The organism is Bradyrhizobium ferriligni (assembly GCF_056837965.1).
The window spans coordinates 40,171-60,259 of record NZ_JBXEJO010000003.1 but is presented as its reverse complement, the minus strand read 5'-3'; the positions used below and the strand labels follow the sequence as shown (position 1 = coordinate 60,259).

Sequence of the window (20,089 nt, the reverse complement as noted above, 5' to 3'; positions counted from 1 at the left end):
GGCGAAGCCGTCCTGCATCGTCAACGCTGCCTCCTCATCCACTTCAGCCCACGGCCGGAGCCTGCGCGAGCACGTCGTCGACAGGGATCGCGGCGCGCAGCATCAATTCGGCAACGTCCTCGATGTCGTCGAGATGCGCGACCGGCAGCGTGGTTGCAACGGCGACGTCGCTGGCGATCCCGACCACGCGCGGGTCGTCGGGAAACAGCAGCGGCTTGCCGTTGGCGGCGCGGTACACCTCGATCTTGCTGACCGGCTCGCGCTTGAAGCCTTCGACCACGACCAGATCGACCTGCGCCATCTTGGCGAGCAGCTCGGGCAGCCGCGGCTCATCTGCGCCGCGCAGCTCGTGCATCAGCGCCCAGCGCCGCGTCGACGACACCAGCACCTCGGTCGCACCGGACTGCCGGTGCACCCAGGAGTCCTTGCCGGGCACGTCGACATCGAATTCATGGTGGGCGTGCTTGATCACGGAGACGCGCAGGCCGCGGCCCAGCAGGCAGGGGATCACCCGCGACAGCAGGGTGGTCTTGCCGGCACCGCTCCAGCCCGCGAGGCCAATCACTTTCATACGCGTCTCCGAAGACATACCAATCGTTAGGGCATCCACGCCTGCTGTTCCGCCCGACATGGATGGCCGGGACCAGCCGTGACGACGGAAGCCGCGACTTGCGCCCAACGCTGCTTATATCAGCCTTGGAGCAATGTCATGCCAGGCTTGCCGGCGGATGCGGATCGACTGGCTCGCTAGAGGACGGCCCTCGGAAACTCCTGCAGCAGCTGTGCCCACAGCACCGCGAACGCGATCAGGCCACAGGCCCCAAGCGCCGCGGTGAATCTCGGCAATCGGCCGATGGCGACGAGCAGCCAGGCCGGCAGGAAGAACAGGCCGAACACCATGCCGAGCGGAAACACCGCCAGCCACTGGAAGCCGGTGCCGTCGCCCGGCGGCACATGGGCGATGGCGTAGAAGGTGTAGAGCCAGAACAAGGTGCCGGCAGCCGCGATGAGCGCGGCGACTTTGCGAAAATTGACGGTGTCGAGTGCCATGACGGTTTGGTCGCCGCAATCGGCGAACCAGTTCACGAGCCGCCGCGCAAGTCCGGCTCGCCGAAGTCGGGCTCACCAAGTGCGGCTCGGCAGCGTCGGGCTGGCCCCGCGCGGCGCGCTATCCCGCAGGATCAGCCGGTCCGTTGACTGACCGGCCGCCCTGGCTTGGCAAGCCTTGCCGATCGGCTCTCTCTCGGGGGCTGGTCACGCATCCGCAGCCTCTTCCGCGGCCGCTGCGTATCGACTGCCAGCACTTCTTCCAGCGTTGTATTCCTAAAACGAAGCCTTCTTAACATCGCTCCGCTCCTCGAGCGGGTGGGAGCCCCATCGGTCGCTCAACCACCGACATCCGCAACAGGGCCCATGTCGGTGATAAGAGATAACCGGCGACGGGACGCTTTGCTCCAAGGCAACCACTGCATCCTTCGTCTGACGGCGCGCGATCCCGCTATCCACCGGATTTACCTCAAAATTTCCAATGCGCAGAGCGATTGGAACACGATAATGTGCACCGTGGAGGACCATGTATGCCTCGCTCACCTTCGATTGTGCCGCATTCAATCGACCACGACACCTATCTGGTGCTGAACGATTTTGGCCGACTGGGTCGTGCCTGGAGCGAAACCGATGAGGAAGGCACCGACCGGAAAACGCTGATCCGGCGCCTTTTGGACGATCAGTACAGCCGTCCGGTCCGCATCGTGGCCTTCAATACCAATGAAGGATGGTCGCGCGACGTCACGACCGACATTGCCGACGAGCTTCGGCGCCGTTTCGTCGAATACGAAGAGGTCCCGCGCTCCGTGCTGGAGTTCGTGGAGACGGCCATGCGGCACTGAGCTGGATCCGCAACGCACAGGCCCTCTCACAGCGCGATCGTTCGGCCCCGGCAAGCATGCGCCAAACGACAATTTTCCTAGCAATCTCAACGCGATTCGGCTGCCGCGCAGCGCCGCTCCGCCATAAGGCAATATTAAGAGCATTTGCCTTACCTGTTCTCCCGTTCAACGGGAGACCGGTCCAGTGCGCAATCGTGGTGGCGTTCGAGATGCCGTAAGCCTGACAAACCGGATTCTGGTCACGGCGATCTTTTTGGCATCGGGCGCGGCATCGCTGATCCTGCAGGTTCTCTGGTTCAAGCAACTGCAATTCGTGCTGGGAAGCGCGACCGTCTCCGTCAGCGTCACGGTGGCAAGCTTCTTTTTCGGTCTCTCGCTCGGCAGCGCCCTGGGAGGCCGGATCGCCGACACCGTCAGCCGCCCCCTGAAAATCTACGGGTTTCTCGAACTCGCCCTCGCCTTCGTTTCTCTCGCGGTCACCGCATTGCTGTCGCATTGGCCGACATGGGTGGGCTGGCTGTCACCGATGCTGGACCTGGAGTCTCCATTCCGGCTGCCTCTCATGGTCGCCGTGTCGCTCGCCATCTTGTCGCTGCCGACGATGTTGATGGGCGCGACCCTGCCCTTCCTGGTGAAATTCCTGACCCGCACACAAACCGACCTCGCCAATCGCATCGGTCTGCTCTACGGGTTCAACACGCTGGGCGCCGCCATCGGCACCCTGACTGTCGGCTTTGTGCTGATGGGCCTTTGGGGCATCGCAGGATCGAGCCTGGTTGCCGCAGCGCTGTATATCTGCGTCGGCGTTGTGGCCCTGTTCGTTGCGCGCGGCGCAAGCCCGCTCTTGCCGGTTGCGGCACGGGCGCCGGTGCAAACCGCCGCGACCGCGCGTGACAGGACGTCGATCCTAATCTGGATTTTCGCGTGCTCCGGTTTTGTGTCGATCGCCTATGAGGTCGTCTGGTTCCGATTCCTGACCAATGTCAGCACCTCGAGTGTCTACGCGTTCTCGGGCATGCTCGGCGTTTACCTGCTGGGGCTCGTGATCGGCGCCCTGATCTGCGCCAGGCTGCTCGCTCCCCGCAAGGATCAATTGCTGCGATACTTCGCCGTGACGCAGCTGCTGATCGCGGTTGCGGCCACGCTGACCGTCGGAATACTCGGCAAGGCGCGGACCATGGGAGTAGCGCTGTCTCCCGTCGTATCGGGCCTGCTTCCAGTCCCGGTGCAGGAGCTCTTGGGGGGTGACGTTTCATTCTTCTTGGTCTGCGCTGTTGCCCTGTTGCTGCCGACGACGCTGATCGGCGTCAGCTTTCCGCTGGCCAGCGAACTGACCGTGATGCAGATGAGCGCGCTGGGCCGCAGGATCGGCACGCTCTACGCCTTGAACACGATTGGCGGCGTCGTCGGCTCGCTGGCGGCGGGTTTTCTGCTGATCCCCTGTCTGGGCAGCCAGGGCGCGCTCACCGCGCTGATTGTCGTGAACGTCCTGCTTTTCGTCGCGACGACCGTGTCGCAGCCGGATCTTCTGAGGGAAAGGAGCCTGTGGCGGCAAGGGACGATCGCCGCGAGCGTCATCGCCGTAGCGCTGCTGCTCTTCACCCCACACTATCTGGAGCGGGTCCTGACCGCGATCGAAGGCGCCAATGTGCTCGAGTTGCGGGAAACCCGGCAAGCGACGTTTGCGGTGGTCGAGTATCGCGAGAAGGCAGCGGGCACGTATCAGCAGTTGGTGGTGAATTCGAAGAGCTATGCCAACAACCGTCCCGAGGGCAGACGCTACATGGCCGCGATGGGGCACTATCCCATTCTGCTGCACCAGGGCCCGGTTGAAACGGCTGTCGTCATTTGCATCGGGACCGGGACCACGGTGGGAGCGGTCAGCACCCATGAGGAATTGCAATCCATCGACGCGGTCGATCTGGCATCGACGGTTTTCGAATTCGCGCCCCACTTCGTGCCGATCAACAAGCAGTTCTATCAAAATCCCAAAGTTCATCAGATCGTCGCGGACGGGCGCCACTTCCTGCTGGGGACCAAGGAGACATTTGACGTCATCACGCTCGAGCCGCCACCGCCTCATGATGCCGGCGTCATCAACCTCTACACGGAAGAATTCTATGCGCTGGCAAAGCAGAAGATGCGTCCCGGCGGCGTTCTCGCGCAATGGGTGCCGCTGGATTTCAACCGCGGCATTCTTCCGAAGATGATACTCAAGGCCATGATGGGCCAGTTCAAGCATGTCTCGCTGTGGCTGCCGTCCAGAATGGAAGGCGTGGCGATCGCCTCAGATGAACCGTTGAACATCGATCCGCGCGAGCTCGCCATGCGTATGTCGAAGCCCGCGGTGGCTGAAGACCTGACGGCAAACGGCCTCGGCTCGCCCGAGGATTTCCTGGCGACATTCATCGCCGCCGATGACAAACTCGCGGCCTTTGTCGGGGATGTGCCGAGCCTCACGGACGATCGGCCGCGTCTCGAATATTACAACTGGTATCCGCTGAGTTCGGTCAGCGTGGACGAACTGAAGCGCCTCCGCGAGCCGGTGGAAGCCTATCTTGCCGACCGGTCCATCGACAGGTCCCGTCTCGACACCGCGCGCACGGTGGCCAACGCGATCCTGGATGAGCACAAGGCCACGGCCGACGGCGACAAGTCCGCCGCCCGAGCAGCGCTTCGCCTGGCCGTCAAACTGGACCCGGACAATTCCTACGTCGACTTCCTGGACCGCAAGCTGAGCGAGTGATCAGGGTGCCTTCGGCAGGACAATTCATGTCGCGAGAACGCGGATGTGTGATCCTCTGGCCGCACAACGTATTCAGTGCCCTGCGAGAGCAGGGACCCATAACCACAAATGCAAATTGTTACGCGATGCTGGAACGACGAGTCCCGCCTGTAACGCCCGCCGCGGCGTAGGGTCGCTGCTTTCGTAGGGACGACAGCTGTGATTGGTGCGGCAGAGCGGCACACCGCTACGCCGGCCTGAACCCCGCCTTCGTCAATGCAGCCCGCCCTTCATCCGACGCCAGCGCATCGAGAAAGGCCTGCACCGCGGGCCGCTGCTTGCGCGCCGTCACCAATGCGAAGTCATAATGCTCTTCGGCGAGCGGTATGAAGCCGAGTCCCGACGCATCGGCGACCGGCGCGATGGTCATGCCCCAGTCGGCGCGGTGCTGCGCCACGGCGGCCGCAACCGCATTGTGCGAGCGCGGCTGATTCCAGTAACCGTCGGGCCGGCTGCCCGCCAGCAGGCGATCGATCAGGATGCGGGTGCCGGCGCCCTGGTTGCGGTTGACCATGATGCAGGCCGGATCGGCGAGCGCGGCGCGCACCGCCTGCTCTGCGCTCAGGCCGGCAAAGCGCGTGTTGTCCTTGCGAAACACGATGCCCTGCATGCGCCGCCAGCCCGGCACCAGCTCGAGCCCGTCGGCGAGGTACGGCGTGTTGTAGGTCTCGGTCTTGTCGTCGAACAGATGGATCGGCGCAAGATCGCATTCGCCGCGCTTGGCGGCAGCGAGCCCGCCGAGACTGCCGACCGCGATCGAACGCACCACAAGGCCGGCATGCGCCAGCGGCGCGGTGACGAGATCGAGCCCGGTGCAATGGCTGCCGACGATGACGAGATCGGGCACCCGCACATGCGGCGTGAACAGCGTCACCTCGGCCTCGCTGCCGGCCGGCAGCTGGTCGGCCAACGCCTCGATCTTCAGGAAGCCGTCGGCCTGCGCGAACGAGGTGATCGCGCCCGAGCCCTTGCCGCTCGGATAGGCGATCAGGCCGTCGGCGCCCTCGACCAGCGACACCATCACGAACTCGGTGCGCCCGAGCTCGGAGGCGATGCGCACCGGCACCTTCGCCGCCACCTTGGCGTCGGATCGCGGCGGCAGTCCGGCCATCCGGCGCAGCGCCGGCACGATCATGTCGTGGAAGGTGAACATCGCCGAGGTCGGAAAGCCGGGCAGGATGACCACCGGCTTGCCGTCGCACACCGCAAGGCACAGCGGCTTGCCGGGCTTCAGCGCCACGCCATGCGCGATGATGCCGGGCTTGCCGAGGCGAGCGATGATCCGGTGCGAGACGTCGCCCGCGCCCTTGGAGGTGCCGCCCGACAGCACCAGCATGTCGCTGTCCGCCAGCGCCTTGCGCATCGCGGCCTCGAGCATTGCCTCGTTGTCGGCGATCGCGCCAAGGAACGCCGCGTCGCCGCCATTCTCGGCAATCGCCGCGGTGACGATCGCACCATTGGTGTCGTAGATCGCGGCCGGCCGCAGCTTCTCACCCGGCTGCACCAGTTCGTCGCCGGTCGAGAGGATTGCGACGCGCGGACGGCGCACCACCTGAACGTCGGCGATGCCGCAGGCCGCGAGCATACCGATCTCGCGCGACCCGATCATCGTTCCCGCGCGCAGCAGCGCCTCGCCGCGCGCGATGTCGGAGCCGGCATAGGACACGAACTGGCCGGGCGACGCCGCACGCCGGACCTCGATGGTGCCGTGGCCGGCGGGCTGGGTGTGCTCGACCATCACGATGGCATCAGCGCCGCGCGGCACCGGACCGCCGGTCGCAATCGCGGTTGCAGTACCCGGGAGCACCGGCAGAGCCGGCGCAGTCCCGCACGAAATCGTCTCGTCGTTCAGCGCGAGTTGCACCGGCGCGGCCTCGCCGGCGCGCGCCAGATCGGCCGAGCGCACCGCAAAGCCATCGACATTGGAGCGATCGAATGGCGGCACGTCGATCGGCGCCACCACGTCCTCCGCCAGCGCACGGCCGAGCGCATCGGCGAGCAGCCATCTCTCGGACGGCAATTGGCGCGGGAACAGCGCCGCCTCAAAGCGTGCGAGCGCCTCCTCGCGCGACAGGATGGTCAGGAACTGGTCCTGCTCGACGGATGGATTGGGTTTCGGCGTGAAACTGTTGGTCATCTCGGGAACTCACTCCCGCAACATATAGGCATCGATCACCGTGCCCGCAGCGAAGCCCTCGGCGGCGCCAGGCACGATCAGCAGGGCTTCGGCGCGCGCAATGGCGTCGAGCGACAGGTCGCCGGTCGCAAGCGCCGCCCAGGAACCTTGCTCGCGTATCAGCAGCACGACCTCGGCAAAGCCGACGCCGGAGGCGATCTTGCGTTCCAGCGGCAGCGCCAGCGTTTTGCGCGAGCGCCGACCCGACAGGCGGTCGAGCAGGGGAAGCGCAATCGCCCACCAGGCCGCGAAAGCCTGATCCGGCGCGCCCGGCAAGGCGACGACCGGAGTGGTATGGATCCGCCCGATCGCCATGGTGCGCCCGGGCTGCAGCGCGATGCCGTGCGCGATCAGTGCGCCACGCATTGCCAGCGCATTCACTGCCGCATCGGTGTGACCAACGCCGGTGCCCCCGATCGTGACCATCAGATCGCAGCCGTCGGTATCGAGAGCGTTTGCAATCGCCGCCACATCGGGTGCCGCCTCGATGCCGACGACCTCAGTGCCCGCAAGGCGCGCGGTGTCGGCGATCAGTCGTGCGGTCAGCTCACCATTGGCGATGTTGACGATGCGAAGCCGCGGCCGTCGCACGCGCAACATCTGCAGTCCGGCCGCGCGCGCGAGCAGCAGGCCGCGCGGCAGCAGCGGCTCTCCTGCTGCGATCACGGTGCGCCCAACGGCGATGTCGCTGCCGGCACGCCTGACGCCCTGCCCCGGGATCGCTTCGGCGAGCACCTGCGGAAGCGGACCGGAGGTATCGACGGCATCGGCATCGACCACGCAGTCGGTGCCTTCAGGCATTGCGGCCCCTGCCGCCACCCAGACCGGAGGTTCGGCCAGCGGCAACGGCGCATAGGACGACGCGCCGACCAGGTCATTGGCGCGCATCGCCCACCCGTCGCTGACCGCGACATCGTGCGGCGGGTAGGCGCGCAAGGCCGGCATCTCGGCTGCAATGCAGCGCAATGCGTCGGCCGGCGGCAACGCGATCGGCTGGACCGGCCCGACGTCGCGCAGCACGGCCGCCAGTGCCGCATCGAGCGGGGTGAGCGAAGGCGGAAAGCGCTGGGCGGTGACCATGGCCCGCTATGGACTGAATCGGCCCCGAAAGAAACTGCCTCTCGCCGCACCGGGCTGCGTCATTAGACCGATGGCGCGTTGACGCGGCCCCCAATATAGTTGCAAAAGAAACCAATATGAACGGGTCCCCGAAGGCCCCGCACAACCAATAATGGCCAATGCGCCAATTCAGGAGGGAGACAGGATGAAGGCCACCAGACTAGCCATGTTCGGGACGCTCGCAGCCGCGCTGCTGGCCTCCCCGACCGTATCGGCGCAGGTATCCGACGACATCGTCAAGATCGGCGTGCTGACCGACATGAACGGCCCCGCCTCGACGCCGACCGGCCAAGGCTCGGTCACCGCGGCGCAGATGGCCATCGACGATTTCGGCGGCAAGGTGCTCGGCAAGCCAATCTCGGTGATCGTCGGCGATCACCAGCTCAAGCCGGATATCGGCGCCACCATCGCGCGACGCTGGTATGACGTCGATCAGGTCGACCTCATCGTCGACGTGCCGGTCTCGGCGGTCGGGCTCGCGGTGCAGAACATCGCGAACGAAAAGAAGAAGCTGTTCATCACGCACTCGACCGGCGCGACCGATTTCCACGGCAAGTTCTGCTCGCCCTATGCGATACAGTGGGTGTTCGACACCAGGGCGCTCGCGGTCGGCACCGCGCAGGAGGTGGTGAAGCGCGGCGGCGACAGCTGGTTCTTCATCACCGACGATTATGCGTTCGGCCACTCGCTGGAGAAGGACGCCTCCGCGATCGTGACCAAGAACGGCGGCAAGGTGCTCGGCGCGGTGCGGCCGCCGTTTGCGACGCCCGATCTGTCGTCCTTCATCCTGCAGGCGCAGGCCTCGAAGGCCAAGATCATCGGCATTGCCGGCGGACCGCCCAACAACACCAACGAGATCAAGACTGCCGCCGAGTTCGGCGTCTTCGCCGGCGGGCAGCAGATGGCGGCGCTGCTGGCGCTGATCACCGACATCCACTCGATCGGGCTGTCGGCCGCGCAGGGCCTGCTGCTGACCACCTCGTTCTACTGGGACATGGACGACAAGACCCGCGAGTGGTCGAAGCGCTATTTCGCCAAGATGAACCGGATGCCGACGATGTGGCAGGCCGGCGTCTACTCCTCGGTGACCGCCTATCTGAACGCGATAAAGGATGCCGGCACCGACGATCCGCTGAAGGTCGCGGCCAAGATGCGCGAGAAGCCGGTCGAGGATTTCTTCGCCCGCAACGGCAAGCTGCGCGAGGACAATCTGATGGTGCACGACCTCTGGCTCGTGCAGGTCAAGACCCCGGCCGAGTCGAAATATCCGTGGGACTATTACAAGATCCTGGCCAAGATATCCGGCGAGGACGCGTTCGGCCCGCCGGACCCGGCCTGCGCGATGGCGAAGAAATAGGATAGGCGAATGGCGAACAGAGAGTAGCGATGGATCAGAATTTCCATTCGCCATTCGCTACTGGCTATTTGCCCTCATCATTTCGCCACCCCGATCTCGCGGAAATATCTGAGCACGCCGGGGTGGATCAGGTTGATATCAGGCGCGGCGGCGACGGTGTTCGCCGCCGTGGTCTCGCACGCCTGGGCGAGCTTGTTGCAGAAGGTCGCCTCGATTCCGTGCAGCGTCTTCGCCAGCCGGTAGGCGACATCGTCGGGCAAGGTCTCGCGCACGAGGATGTAGCTCCAGGAGCCGACCGAAGAGATTGCCGCGGTCTGCTTCGGATAGCTGCCGGCGGGGATCGTCAGCGGCTTGAGGAAAGTGTGCTTGGCACGGATGCGGGCGATCTCGTCCGTGGTCGGCGCGATGAAGCGCGCGCCGGTGGCGCTCTCGGCCATCTTGGTGAAGCCGGGCCAGCCGATGCCGGCGCCCCACAGCGCGGCGGCGCGGCCGTCCTCGACCATCACAGGCCCGTCGCCGGCGCGATCGAGATAGATCGACTTGAAGTCCTCGTCCTGCTTCAGCCCGATGCCGTCGAGGATGTAGCGCGACAGGATCGGCAGGCCGGAACCCTTGGCGCCGAACGCGACGGGCTGGCCGACCAGATCCTGGATCGTCTTGTAGGAGCTGTCCGCCCGCACCACGAACATGCCGGGACTCGAATACATCGCGGTGAGGATCTTGAGCTTCGTGGCCTTCGGCCGGCCGATGCCCATGAACGCTTCATAGGACGGCTCGCCAGCGACGGTTGCGATATCGATGTTGCCGGCCTCGAGCAGCGGGATGTTCTCATTGGAGCCCTTGGTGTTGCGCGGCTCGATCGACAGCGTCGGGTCGGCCGCATTCATCACCTCGGCGAAGGCATTGCCATACAGCGGAAAGCCGCCACCCGGCGTCGCCGTGGCGAAACTGATCGTGGTTTTGGAAATGGTCTTGCTCCCCTCTTGCGCCGCCGCCCCGCCCGCGAGCAGCAGCGCGCCGGCGCACACCATAACAGCGAATTTCATCCCGAGCCTCAAGCATTCCACACGAACCCGACTATCGTCGCACGGGCGACGTCGTAGGCAAAGCCAGCGTTTTGTGAAACCATGCCGGCAACAGTCACAAGAAAATGACGGGAGAGACGATGATCCGGTTCGCGCGTGCTGCCTTGCTTGGTTTGATTTGCTGCCTCGCCTCGATTGCCCCCTCATCCGCATCCGACTATCCGAACCGCCCGGTGCGCTGGGTGATCGGGTTTGCCGCCGGCGGCCCGGTCGACATCGTCGCCCGCATCATGAGCCAGTGGCTGTCGGATCATTTCGGCCAACAATTCATCGTCGAGAACCGCACCGGATCGGGCGGCAACATCGCCGCCGCCGCCGCGATCAACTCGCCGGCTGACGGCTATACGCTGCTGTTCGTCGCGCCCAACAACGCGATCTCGACCTCGCTCTACAAGAAGCTGCCGTTCGACTTTCTGCGCGACACCACCCCGGTCGCGAGCATCATGCAGCTCACCAACATGCTGGTGGTCTCGAACGCGATGCCGGTGAAGACCGTCCAGGAGTTCATCGACTACTGCAAGGCCAATCCGGGCAAGATCTCCTATGCCTCTTCGGGCAACGGCACCTCGGTGCACATGTCGGCCGAGCTGTTCAAGGCGATGACCAAGTGCGACATGCTGCATGTGCCGTATCGGGGATCCGCGATCGCCTTCCCCGACATCATCTCCAACAAGGTGCAGCTGATCTTCGACAATCTGCCGTCGGCGCTGGAGCAGGCCCGCGGCGGCAGCGTCCGCGCGCTCGGCGTCACCTCGCCGCAGCGCTGGGCGGGCGTGCCCGACGTGCCCGCGATCGCCGAGACCGTGCCGGGCTTCGAGGCGGTCGGCTTCTACGGCATCTCGGCACCGAAGGGCACCCCGCCGGAGATCGTCGATGCGCTCAACAAGGCGGTGGGCGAAGCGCTGAAGGATCCCAAGCTCGTGGCGCGCCTCGCCGAAGTCGGCGGCATCCCGAAGCCGATGGCCCCGGCCGAATTCGGCAAGCTGGTGGCCGACGAGACCGAGAAATGGCGCAAGGTCGTGGAGTTCGCCGGCGTCTCGGTGGACTGACGGCGCGATCGCCGGGGCGGCCCGGGGCCCCGGCATTGCCGAAACCCGGCGCACCCTGTAAACGGAGCCCGCACCGTTGCCGGCCGCGCCCCGCGGCCCGCAAGGCGGCGGGGCCTGTAGCTCAATGGTTAGAGCCGGCCGCTCATAACGGTCTGGTTGCAGGTTCGAGTCCTGCCAGGCCCACCAATGAGATCAACAGCTTACTTCGTTCTCGTTGCCCGCAGCGCGACGACCGCACCAGAAACCGCACCAGATACGTGCACCTTTCGTTCGTGCGCGGGTTCGAGTGCAACAGCCATCTGACGGTGTCAGACAGATCGTTGGGTAGGCGGTGAGCGGACCAGTCCGGTCTCCCGCGTTGAGCCCCTCGGACAACTCTTCTCCGAACGTATCCAAGGCCCAAGCGAGAGCGACGAAGAGAACGCTCAGCGAGTGCACTGTCTTTGCGGCTGGACCGTAGTTCCAACCGCGTTTTCCATCACTACCTCCTCCGCGCCCTTGGTGAGCCTCTGACGGGCGGTGGCCTCAGAACCTGCGTGCGCGGCACAGGGCGGGAGCATAGGACAGCGCGAATCCAAAAAACGCACCTGTCCATGCGCTACCCGCGATCATCAACAGCGAGATCGAATAGGTTGGATCGACAGCCGCGCATATCCGCGCCAGCGCTGCGACGATGATCGAGGCGTAAACGGCTTGAGTGGTAGTGGATGCCGAAAGCTCCTGCCCCGTATGACCGAGCGACGCCCGTGTCATCACTGCGATCGTCATCGAGCCGATCGCACCGCCGGTCCATGCATGGATTCCTGCGCTGGGGGCGACGAGGTCTAGCGAAGATAGCGCCGCCAGGAAAAAGCCGGCAGGCACGAACGCGTAGGCAACATGGAGGATCAGGACCAGTCGGTCCGATATCGTTCGATGGCCAGCCCAGCGAGCAAGGCGGATGACGTGGAGCACTCCAGCAACTCCCAGGGCGCCTGCGACCGCGCGACCGGAAGGAACCACAGCCCATGCACCCATCGCGCTCGCACCGATAGCGACCGCCGCCGCGTCGAATCGGCCGAAGGGAACAGGCAACCGGCCCGGCTTCTGGCGCGAAAGCCAGTTGCGCGTAAAGCTCGGAACGATCCTCCCTCCGATCACGCAAATCAGCGTAACGACAAGACCAACACCGGCCCGCGCTGAATAGTCCGCAATGCCATTGAAATGTGCTTCGATATGGAAAGCGATGTTGGTGGCCGCAAGCAGCGATACGATGCCGACCAGTTTCAGATTGCCCCACTTTCGTCCAGCGATGATCTCGCGGGCGGCTGCGGCGGCGAGCAACAGCCAGAACGTAGCGTCGATCGCAAGCGCGAATTGCCAGCCGATGATGCCTGAGAATGTCGCGGCCAGTCTTCCGGCAAGCCAGATGGCGAACAGAGCGCCGAGCGGACCGCCCTGGATCGGGAGGCGCCCTGTCCAGTTCGGAACGGCGGTCAGGAGGAAACCTGCTATCACCGCACCCACGTAACCGAACAGCATCTCATGCACGTGCCAGTCCCGTGGCGCCAACGCGGTTGGAAGGCTGACATCCCCATAGAAAACCGCCATCCACAATGGAACGATTGCGCCGGCGTAGATGGCGCCGAACAGAAAGAACGGCCGAAAGCCATAGGAGAACAGTGCTGGGCCTCGATAACCCGTTAACCTCTGCATCGTCGCCATGGACGTCTTCCTTGTTCAGCGGATGTCAGCGAGATCTGGCACGATACTGCGCGATGAGAGTTAATCGCGTCGCCGCGGGTCTTGAGTTGATCTCCGTCAACCCGGCCGGTAACGCTCCGTGGCGTTTGCTCCGGATTTCCTTTGCCGTGGGCACCTCAAGAATATGCAGCTCTCCCGCTTGGTGGATTGTGCTGCGTCAACGGCCCCCTCGCCGTCCGCACCGCAGACTTTGAGCCACGTCAATCGCGTGACCTGCTACACGTGCGACAAAGCGGAACATCGACCGGAGGCTTGCGTGCGCCACACATTCACATCACGGTTTCGCCGGCTCACCCTTTTGGGATGGCACGACATCGCGTCGGCGCCATTCGGTTGCGTGATCGAGCTTGCAATGATTGATGGCGAACGTCAGCCGCTCGGCGTCCCCTGCATCCGCCACACCGAGGGGTGGCTGGACGCCGCAACGATGCAGCCTGTTACCGTGTCGGCGACACACTGGCGCCATTGGCAGCCTGACGTGCTTCCGACGTGCTGCTGCTGACGATGGCGCGGTTTGGCGTCATCAACCGGCTGGTCTCAGTCCTGCTCCTGCGGTCGCGGACACCGCGATTGCGGCAGACAGACTGGACACTGGTGCTTGCGCTCGCCTGCACGGCGCTCACGATCGCATCGGCGGCTTCATTGCTGTACTTTCATTACTTGGACCGGCCTTGACCACTGACGGGCTCATCGTCGGTGATGGCACGCCAGGCTGCGCCATCGAGGTCGTCATACTGTCCACTCTTGAGTGACCAGAGAAAGCCGAGCAGCCCGGCAAAGCCAAGCGCGAGCGCTAACGGGACCAGAATGACCAGAACTTCCATCAGGCCGCTTCCCTCGTTCGTGCTCGCAGTGCATTGAACATCACGATCACTGAAGAGCCTGACATGGCCGCGGCGGCGATCAGCGGCGTGACTAGGCCGGCGATCGCGATCGGTACCGCCAGCACGTTGTAGACGACAGCAAGCCAGAGATTTTGCCGCATCAGCCGCAGCGCCTTGCGCGACACCTTGACCGCTGCCAGCACCGGCGCAAGACGCTCGCCAAGAAAGACCGCATCGGCGATCGCTTGACTCATGTGCGTGGCCGTAACGGGCGACATCGAAGCGTGTGCCGCAGCAAGAGCCGGCGCATCGTTCAGGCCATCGCCGACCATCAGAACTTTGCAGCCCTGGCGCGCCAGCTCGTCGATCCGGTCGATCTTGTCGACCGGAGACACCTCGGCGCGCCATTCATGCACGCCGAGCACTTCGGCCGTCAGCCGGACCGCAGGTTCGCGATCCCCGGACACGATCTCGACGGCGATGCCCATGCGCGCCAGCCCTGCCACCACCTCGGCCGCGTCCGGCCGTAGCCTCTGCCGGACTGCGAAGGCATATTTGCTCTCGCCGTGGCTGAATGCGACGACGGAAGCCTCCGGATCGCGGCACAGAATCTCGTTGGCCAAGTTGTCCGCGCCACAGAATGACGGGCGGCCCAGCCGGATCGGACGCCCCTCATGAAAGCCGTGCACGCCCTGGCCTGGTTCTTCCTGGATGTCGGGCAACGGTGAGGCGACGCCCGCCCTGCGCGCAACGGCGGCAGCGACCGGATGACGGCTCGAGAGTGCCAGCCGGCCTGCAATCTTCAAGACATCGTCTGGAATGTCCGCGAGATTGGCGACATCAAGCTCGGGCAGCGTCAACGTCCCTGTCTTGTCGAAGATCACCCGATCGATCTCAGCGATACGCTCGATCGCATCGCCAGCGTTGAGCAGCACACCTGAACTGAACAGCGCACCGGATGCAACGGTCTGCACGGCCGGAACGGCAAGCCCCAGCGCGCAGGGACAGGTGATGATCAGGACCGCAATCGCGGTCACGATCGAATCGTGAAAACTCGCGCCATAGGCCAACCAGCCGAGCATCGCGAGAAATGCGGTCGCGTGGACAATGGGGGCATAGAGCCTCGATGCCCGCTCCGCCAGGCGAAGGTAGCGCGAGCGCGCCTGCAGCGCGTGATCGAGCAGCCGGGATATTTCGTCGAGCAACGTGCCGCCCGAAGCCGCGGACGCGCGGATGCGCAATGTGCCTGAACGGACCAGAGTGCCGGCGAACACCGCAGTGCCGGGCGTGGCTATCGCCGGTAAGGTTTCGCCCGTGATCAGGCTCTGATCGACCTCCGAGCGGCCCTCGATCACATTGCCATCGACCGCGCAGCGCTCTCCGGGCCGCAGCAGAACGATGTCGCCGGGGCGGATCGCGGCTGCCGGGACTGTTTTGATCTCGGTCGGACCGACGAACTTCGTCGCCGTCTCCGCCTTGAGAGCAGCCAGGTTGCCGGCAAAGGCGCGAGTGCGCCGCCGCATGTTCTGGTCGAGATAACGACCGGCAAGCAGAAACGCGATCAGCATGATCGCGGCATCGAAATAGGCATGTTCGGCGTGGTTTACGGTCTCGATCACCGAGGTCGCCAGCGCGAGCACGATGCCGATGCTGATCGGCACGTCCATGTTGACGCCGCGCGCCCGCAGCGCTGACAACGCCGACGAGAAGAAGGGCTGCGCCGAGTAAGTGGCCGCCGGCAGCACGATCAGCGCCGACAGCCAGTGGAAGAAGTCGCGCTGCTCCGGCAGCATGTCGGAGACGTTGCCGGACCATACCGGGACCGACAGCATCATGACGTTCATCGCCGCAAAGGCGGCGACACCCAATCGGCGCAACAGGGCTTGCGCACGCCGGGCTTCCTGGGTTTCGGCATCATTCCGCTCGAAGGGATAGGCCTTGTAGCCGAGCTCCGCGAGACGGCTTACGAACAGCGCCGGGTCAAGAGCACCCGCCTTCCATTCCAGTGCAAGGCGACTGTTCGTCAGGTTCACGCGGGCCGAGGTGACGTCCGGTATGGTTGACAAATTGCGCTCGATCTTGGCCATGCAGCCCGCGCAATTGATGCCTTCGACTGCGAGATCGAGATGGATGAGCCCGACGCCCGTGGTCTTCAGATAGTGAGAGAAGTCGATATCCGCCTGCATAGGATCCACCTTCAGTTCAGCAGGATTCGATTCTTCGACAGGAACATGCGGCCGCCGTCAGCGTCGCCCTCTATGACGAGGTCCCACTGCCCCGCGGCGACGCCCTCGGCGCGGCCGCTATAGCTCCCACCCTCGGCCTCGGTGATCTCGATCGCCCGGTCTGCGCGATGATCGATCGGTCGCTCGAGCCGAGCGAGGAAACTCAGTCCCGTCAGCGGCGCTCCGGCGGGGTCACGCGCCTCCAGTACGATTGCAGCGCTGCCGTCAGGCCGCCGATCGATATGCGCTTGGACCTGCCAGTGGCGCTCGTTTTGCTGTCTGGCCGCGTCGATCTCGCGCTGATAGGCGAGGCTGGCCCTGTATGCGCTGTCGACCTCGGTGCCCGGAAGGGTCGTAATGGCAAGGCGCATCATGACCATGTTCGCGCTGATGACGACGGCAAAGAACGCGACCGTCGTGACCAGGACGAAACGTCCGGTGACAGGTCGCGCGGCTTGACTTGAGACTGCCATGATGAAATTCCGTGCTCAGGGAAGGACGAAGTGGTCGGTCGCGGAGGCGACCTCTCCGAGACCGATATCAGTGACGCGGAATGTGACCGGCACCGACTTTTCCGCTTTTTCATCGAACGGCGTCGTCACCAGCACGCGCAGTTCGGTGGTGGTGTCACGCGCAAGAACGATCATCGGCCGATCTGGCGTCACGGAGTCCGAACCGATGACGTGTAGCTTCGCTTCGGCGGGTCCATCGACATCGATCGCGATCACACGATCAAAACCGCGCTTGTTGAGGAAGCGCAGTGTGTATCCATTGCGGATCGCGCCGTCGCTGAGACGCACCGCGATCGGATTGCGGTCGTGCAGCACGTTGACGTCGAGCAGGGTTCGCGACATCAACGCGTAAAGCATCACGGCGCAGACTACGGTGATCAGGCTGGCGTAGACGACGGTACGGGCGCGAACGGGCTTGAAAATCTCCTGCTTGCCGGCGACGCGCCGCTGAACGTTGATATCGTTATCGTATCCGATCAAACCGGCCTTGCGGCTGACCTTGGTCATGACGGCGTCACAGGCATCGATGCACAGGCCGCACTGGATGCAGCCAAGCTGCGCACCATCGCGAATGTCGATCCCGGTCGGGCATACGGCAACGCACTGGTTGCAATCGATGCAATCGCCGGCCTTCTCGCCGAGCGAGCGAATGTCGAACGCCTTCTTCACGGAGCAACGCGGCTCACCACGATCGTATTTGTAAGTGACGTTGAGCGCCCATTCGTCGGTCAGCGCGGCCTGGATCCGCGGCCAAGGGCACATATAGACGCAGACCTGCTCGCGCACATAGCCAGCCAGCAGATAGGTCGATGCGGTCAGCATCGCGATCCAGACATAAGCGATCGCCGGCGCCTGAAAGGTCGCAAGGTCACGCACCAGGGTCGGCGCATCGGCGAAATAGAGCACCCAGGCGCCACCGGTCCACCAAGCGATCATCAGCCAGATCGCGTGCTTCAACGCACGGCGACCGGCGCGGTTTACGGTCATCGGGCCCGCATCGGCCTTCATCTGGGCGCGGCGGTCACCTTCTACCAGCCGCTCGACCGCATAGAAAAGATCCGTCCAGACCGTCTGCGGGCAGAGATAGCCGCACCAGATCCGGCCACCGAGCGCATTCATCAGGAACAGGGCGAACGCCGCGAGCACCAGAAGGCCAGTGAAGTAGTAGATTTCCTGCGGCCACAGCTCGATGAAGAAGAAATAGAAGCGTCGGTTTGGGAAGTCGATCAGGACCGCCTGGTCGGGCGCGCCGAGACCCCGATGCCAGCGTACGAAGGGCAGCAGATAGTAGACGCCGAGGCAGACGGCCATCAGCCGCCACTTGATCGAGCGGAACCGGCCGGATACGCTCTGCGGGTACACCTTCTTGCGAGGCGCGTAGAGCGGCCCGTCTCCGTCGGTCATGAGTTCAGCAGGCGGCACGGGCTTGTTCATGGGTTGCTCGAATGAGGCTGGTTGAAACCTACATCCCTGCACCAGGTCCGGGTTTGACCTCGGTCAATGATCCCGGACGGCCTCGCGGCGGCAGCTATTTGCCGCCGCCTAATGAGTGCACATAGACCGCCAGCGCCTTGACGGTGACCGGATCCAGACGGCCGACCCAGGCCGGCATCACGCCGGCGCGGCCGTTGGTGATCGTCTCGACCAGCGCCCCCTCGTCGGAGCCATAGAGCCAGATCTGGTCGGTCAGGTTCGGCGCGCCGAGCTCCGGGTTGCCCTTGCCGTTGTCGCCGTGGCAGCTGGTGCAGTTTTCGGTGAATAGCTTCTTGCCGGCGGCGGCATCGAACTTCGGCGCGGTGGAAAGGCCGGAAAGCGAGCGCACATAGTTGGCGACGGTCACGATCTCGTCCTTCTTGAGGACGCCGTCGCGGCCGAATGCGAGCATCTGGCCTTCATGGGTCTTTGCGTGTCCGGAGCGCGCGCCGAACTGGATCGTCTGCATGATCTGGTCAAGCGAGCCGCCCCACAGCCAGTCGTCGTCGTTCAGGTTCGGATAGCCCTTTGCACCCGCGCCGCCGCTGCCGTGGCAGGGCGCGCAATTGTCGGCGAACACGGTCTTGCCGCGGGCGCGCGCCAGCGCCAGCAGAGCAGGATCCTTCTCGATATCGGCCAGCGACGCATTGCCGAGCACCGCCATCTTCTCGCCACGCAGCTTCTCGAGATCGGCCAGGTCGGTCGCGACACTGGCGCGGGTGGAATACTGGAACAGACCGGTGGTGTAGCCCGAGACCAGCGGCCAGGCCGGATAGACGACCCAGTAACCGATCGCCCAGACGATCGTTGCATAGAAAGTCAGGACCCACCACCGCGGCAGCGGCGTGTTCAGTTCCTTGATGCCGTCCCAGTCATGACCGGTCGTGCTGCGGCCGGAAACGCGGTCGATCTCATTATGCTCGCTCATGATCGGTCAGTCCTCCCGCAGCGGCATCCGGGCTGCGGCGTCGAAGAGAGATTTGTTGCGGGGCCACAGTGCGTAGGCGACGATGGCGATGAAGATTCCAACGAAGATCGGCGTCCAGAGCGTGCCGACCAGGCTTGATGCGAAATTCTCGACGTGAATGATCGCTTTCATGCTCGTGCCCTCAGCGCAGATTGGCTTTTTCGTTGTAGAGCTTGAAGTCGACGAGCGTGCCGAGCATCTGAAGATAGGCGATCAGGGCGTCGAGCTCGGTCGGATTGCCGGCCTTGCCGTCGAAGTTGCGGACCAGGGCCTTCGGATAGCGCTTCTGAAACGGATCGGAGCCGGGGCTGTCGGGATCGACCTGCGCTTTGAGATCGGCGACCGCGTTGGCGATTTGCTCGTCGGTATAGGGTACGCCGACCGCGCGATTCGTCCGCAGATGAGCCGCGACGTCGGACGGATCGAGTTCCGTCTTCGCGAGCGACGGGTACCCGGGCATCACCGACTGCGGAACGATCGAGCGCGGATTGATCAGGTGAGTGACGTGCCAATCATCGGAGTACTTGCCGCCGACCCGCGCAAGATCCGGTCCGGTGCGCTTGGAGCCCCACTGGAATGGATGGTCGTACATGCTCTCGGCCGCCAGCGAATAGTGGCCATAGCGCTCGACCTCGTCACGCAACGGGCGGATCATCTGCGAGTGGCAGAGATAGCAGCCCTCGCGGACATAGATGTTGCGGCCGGCGAGCTCGAGCGGCGTATAGGGCCGCACGCCGTCGACCGCCTCGATCGTGCTCTTCAGATAGAACAGCGGCGTGATCTCGACCAGCCCGCCGATCGCAATGACGACGAGAATGCCGGCGATCAGGATGATAGAGTTCTTCTCAAAGATCTTGTGTCGATTCCAGATGGACATTGCGTGAC

The 20,089-nt window shown here is 64.3% G+C and carries 17 protein-coding genes and 1 tRNA gene; 5 read left to right on the top strand and 13 right to left on the bottom strand.

Translation table 11 applies throughout. The features are described from left to right. Positions 1-43: 43 nt before the first annotated feature. Together mobB and AC1VNY_RS02300 are read right to left on the bottom strand one after the other, a co-directional pair. Positions 44-589, bottom strand: coding sequence for a molybdopterin-guanine dinucleotide biosynthesis protein B (gene mobB, locus AC1VNY_RS02305; RefSeq protein ID WP_482403947.1), 546 nt, complete (start codon positions 587-589; stop codon positions 44-46). A gap of 158 nt (positions 590-747) precedes the next feature. Next, complete coding sequence (locus AC1VNY_RS02300; protein ID WP_482403946.1) at positions 748-1,050, bottom strand: hypothetical protein; 303 nt, start codon at positions 1,048-1,050, stop codon at positions 748-750. A gap of 581 nt (positions 1,051-1,631) precedes the next feature. Here AC1VNY_RS02300 and AC1VNY_RS02295 point away from each other — a divergent pair. Beyond that, a complete protein-coding gene (locus AC1VNY_RS02295) occupies positions 1,632-1,889 on the top strand; it encodes a hypothetical protein (protein ID WP_311988559.1) in 258 nt (85 codons plus the stop codon). A gap of 184 nt (positions 1,890-2,073) precedes the next feature. Then, a complete protein-coding gene (locus AC1VNY_RS02290; RefSeq protein ID WP_482403945.1) occupies positions 2,074-4,635 on the top strand; it encodes a fused MFS/spermidine synthase in 2,562 nt (853 codons plus the stop codon). Positions 4,636-4,861: 226 nt separating this feature from the next. Here the strand turns inward: AC1VNY_RS02290 and AC1VNY_RS02285 are convergent, their stop codons facing one another. Both AC1VNY_RS02285 and AC1VNY_RS02280 read right to left on the bottom strand, forming a co-directional pair. After that, positions 4,862-6,811 carry a molybdopterin biosynthesis protein gene (locus tag AC1VNY_RS02285; RefSeq protein WP_482403944.1) on the bottom strand — a complete coding sequence of 650 codons (1,950 nt, stop codon included), beginning with the start codon at positions 6,809-6,811 and terminating at the stop codon, positions 4,862-4,864. A 9-nt stretch (positions 6,812-6,820) separates the two neighbouring features. After that, positions 6,821-7,930: a molybdopterin-binding protein gene (locus tag AC1VNY_RS02280; protein ID WP_482403943.1), complete on the bottom strand. Its 1,110-nt coding sequence runs from the start codon at positions 7,928-7,930 to the stop codon at positions 6,821-6,823. A 184-nt stretch (positions 7,931-8,114) separates the two neighbouring features. Here AC1VNY_RS02280 and AC1VNY_RS02275 point away from each other — a divergent pair, with 184 nt between their 5' ends. Beyond that, positions 8,115-9,326, top strand: coding sequence for an ABC transporter substrate-binding protein (locus AC1VNY_RS02275; RefSeq protein WP_028342470.1), 1,212 nt, complete (start codon positions 8,115-8,117; stop codon positions 9,324-9,326). 77 nt (positions 9,327-9,403) lie between these two features. Here AC1VNY_RS02275 and AC1VNY_RS02270 read toward each other — a convergent pair whose 3' ends face one another. Beyond that, positions 9,404-10,372, bottom strand: coding sequence for a TAXI family TRAP transporter solute-binding subunit (locus AC1VNY_RS02270; protein WP_482403942.1), 969 nt, complete (start codon positions 10,370-10,372; stop codon positions 9,404-9,406). 119 nt (positions 10,373-10,491) lie between these two features. Here AC1VNY_RS02270 and AC1VNY_RS02265 point away from each other — a divergent pair, with 119 nt between their 5' ends. After that, the gene (locus AC1VNY_RS02265; RefSeq protein WP_304496571.1) at positions 10,492-11,460 is read left to right on the top strand and encodes a Bug family tripartite tricarboxylate transporter substrate binding protein; all 969 of its coding nucleotides are present in this window, start codon (positions 10,492-10,494) and stop codon (positions 11,458-11,460) included. 110 nt (positions 11,461-11,570) lie between these two features. Continuing rightward, a tRNA-Ile gene (locus AC1VNY_RS02260) sits at positions 11,571-11,646 on the top strand. Positions 11,647-11,985: 339 nt separating this feature from the next. Here the strand turns inward: AC1VNY_RS02260 and AC1VNY_RS02255 are convergent. The 8 genes from AC1VNY_RS02255 to ccoO all read right to left on the bottom strand — a co-directional run bounded on the left by AC1VNY_RS02255 (position 11,986) and on the right by ccoO (position 20,081). After that, complete coding sequence (locus AC1VNY_RS02255; protein ID WP_482403941.1) at positions 11,986-13,164, bottom strand: NnrS family protein; 1,179 nt, start codon at positions 13,162-13,164, stop codon at positions 11,986-11,988. 695 nt (positions 13,165-13,859) lie between these two features. Next, on the bottom strand, positions 13,860-14,027 hold the full coding sequence (gene ccoS / locus AC1VNY_RS02250; protein ID WP_028340002.1) for a cbb3-type cytochrome oxidase assembly protein CcoS: 168 nt from the start codon (positions 14,025-14,027) through the stop codon (positions 13,860-13,862). After that, entirely contained in the window at positions 14,027-16,213 is a 2,187-nt protein-coding gene (locus AC1VNY_RS02245) for a heavy metal translocating P-type ATPase (protein WP_482403940.1), read from the bottom strand. Before AC1VNY_RS02245 ends, ccoS begins: the two co-directional genes overlap by 1 nt. 11 nt (positions 16,214-16,224) lie before the next feature. Beyond that, complete coding sequence (locus AC1VNY_RS02240; RefSeq protein ID WP_482403939.1) at positions 16,225-16,725, bottom strand: FixH family protein; 501 nt, start codon at positions 16,723-16,725, stop codon at positions 16,225-16,227. Positions 16,726-16,740: 15 nt separating this feature from the next. Next, positions 16,741-18,198 (bottom strand): cytochrome c oxidase accessory protein CcoG, encoded by a 1,458-nt coding sequence (ccoG, locus tag AC1VNY_RS02235; RefSeq protein ID WP_482403938.1) that lies wholly within the window; start codon positions 18,196-18,198, stop codon positions 16,741-16,743. A gap of 94 nt (positions 18,199-18,292) precedes the next feature. Continuing rightward, the gene (gene ccoP / locus AC1VNY_RS02230; protein WP_018268766.1) at positions 18,293-19,165 is read right to left on the bottom strand and encodes a cytochrome-c oxidase, cbb3-type subunit III; all 873 of its coding nucleotides are present in this window, start codon (positions 19,163-19,165) and stop codon (positions 18,293-18,295) included. A 6-nt stretch (positions 19,166-19,171) separates the two neighbouring features. Further along, positions 19,172-19,336 (bottom strand): cbb3-type cytochrome c oxidase subunit 3, encoded by a 165-nt coding sequence (locus AC1VNY_RS02225; RefSeq protein ID WP_016845468.1) that lies wholly within the window; start codon positions 19,334-19,336, stop codon positions 19,172-19,174. Between the two features lie 10 nt (positions 19,337-19,346). After that, positions 19,347-20,081 (bottom strand): cytochrome-c oxidase, cbb3-type subunit II, encoded by a 735-nt coding sequence (gene ccoO / locus AC1VNY_RS02220; RefSeq protein WP_018268767.1) that lies wholly within the window; start codon positions 20,079-20,081, stop codon positions 19,347-19,349. Positions 20,082-20,089: the final 8 nt, after the last annotated feature.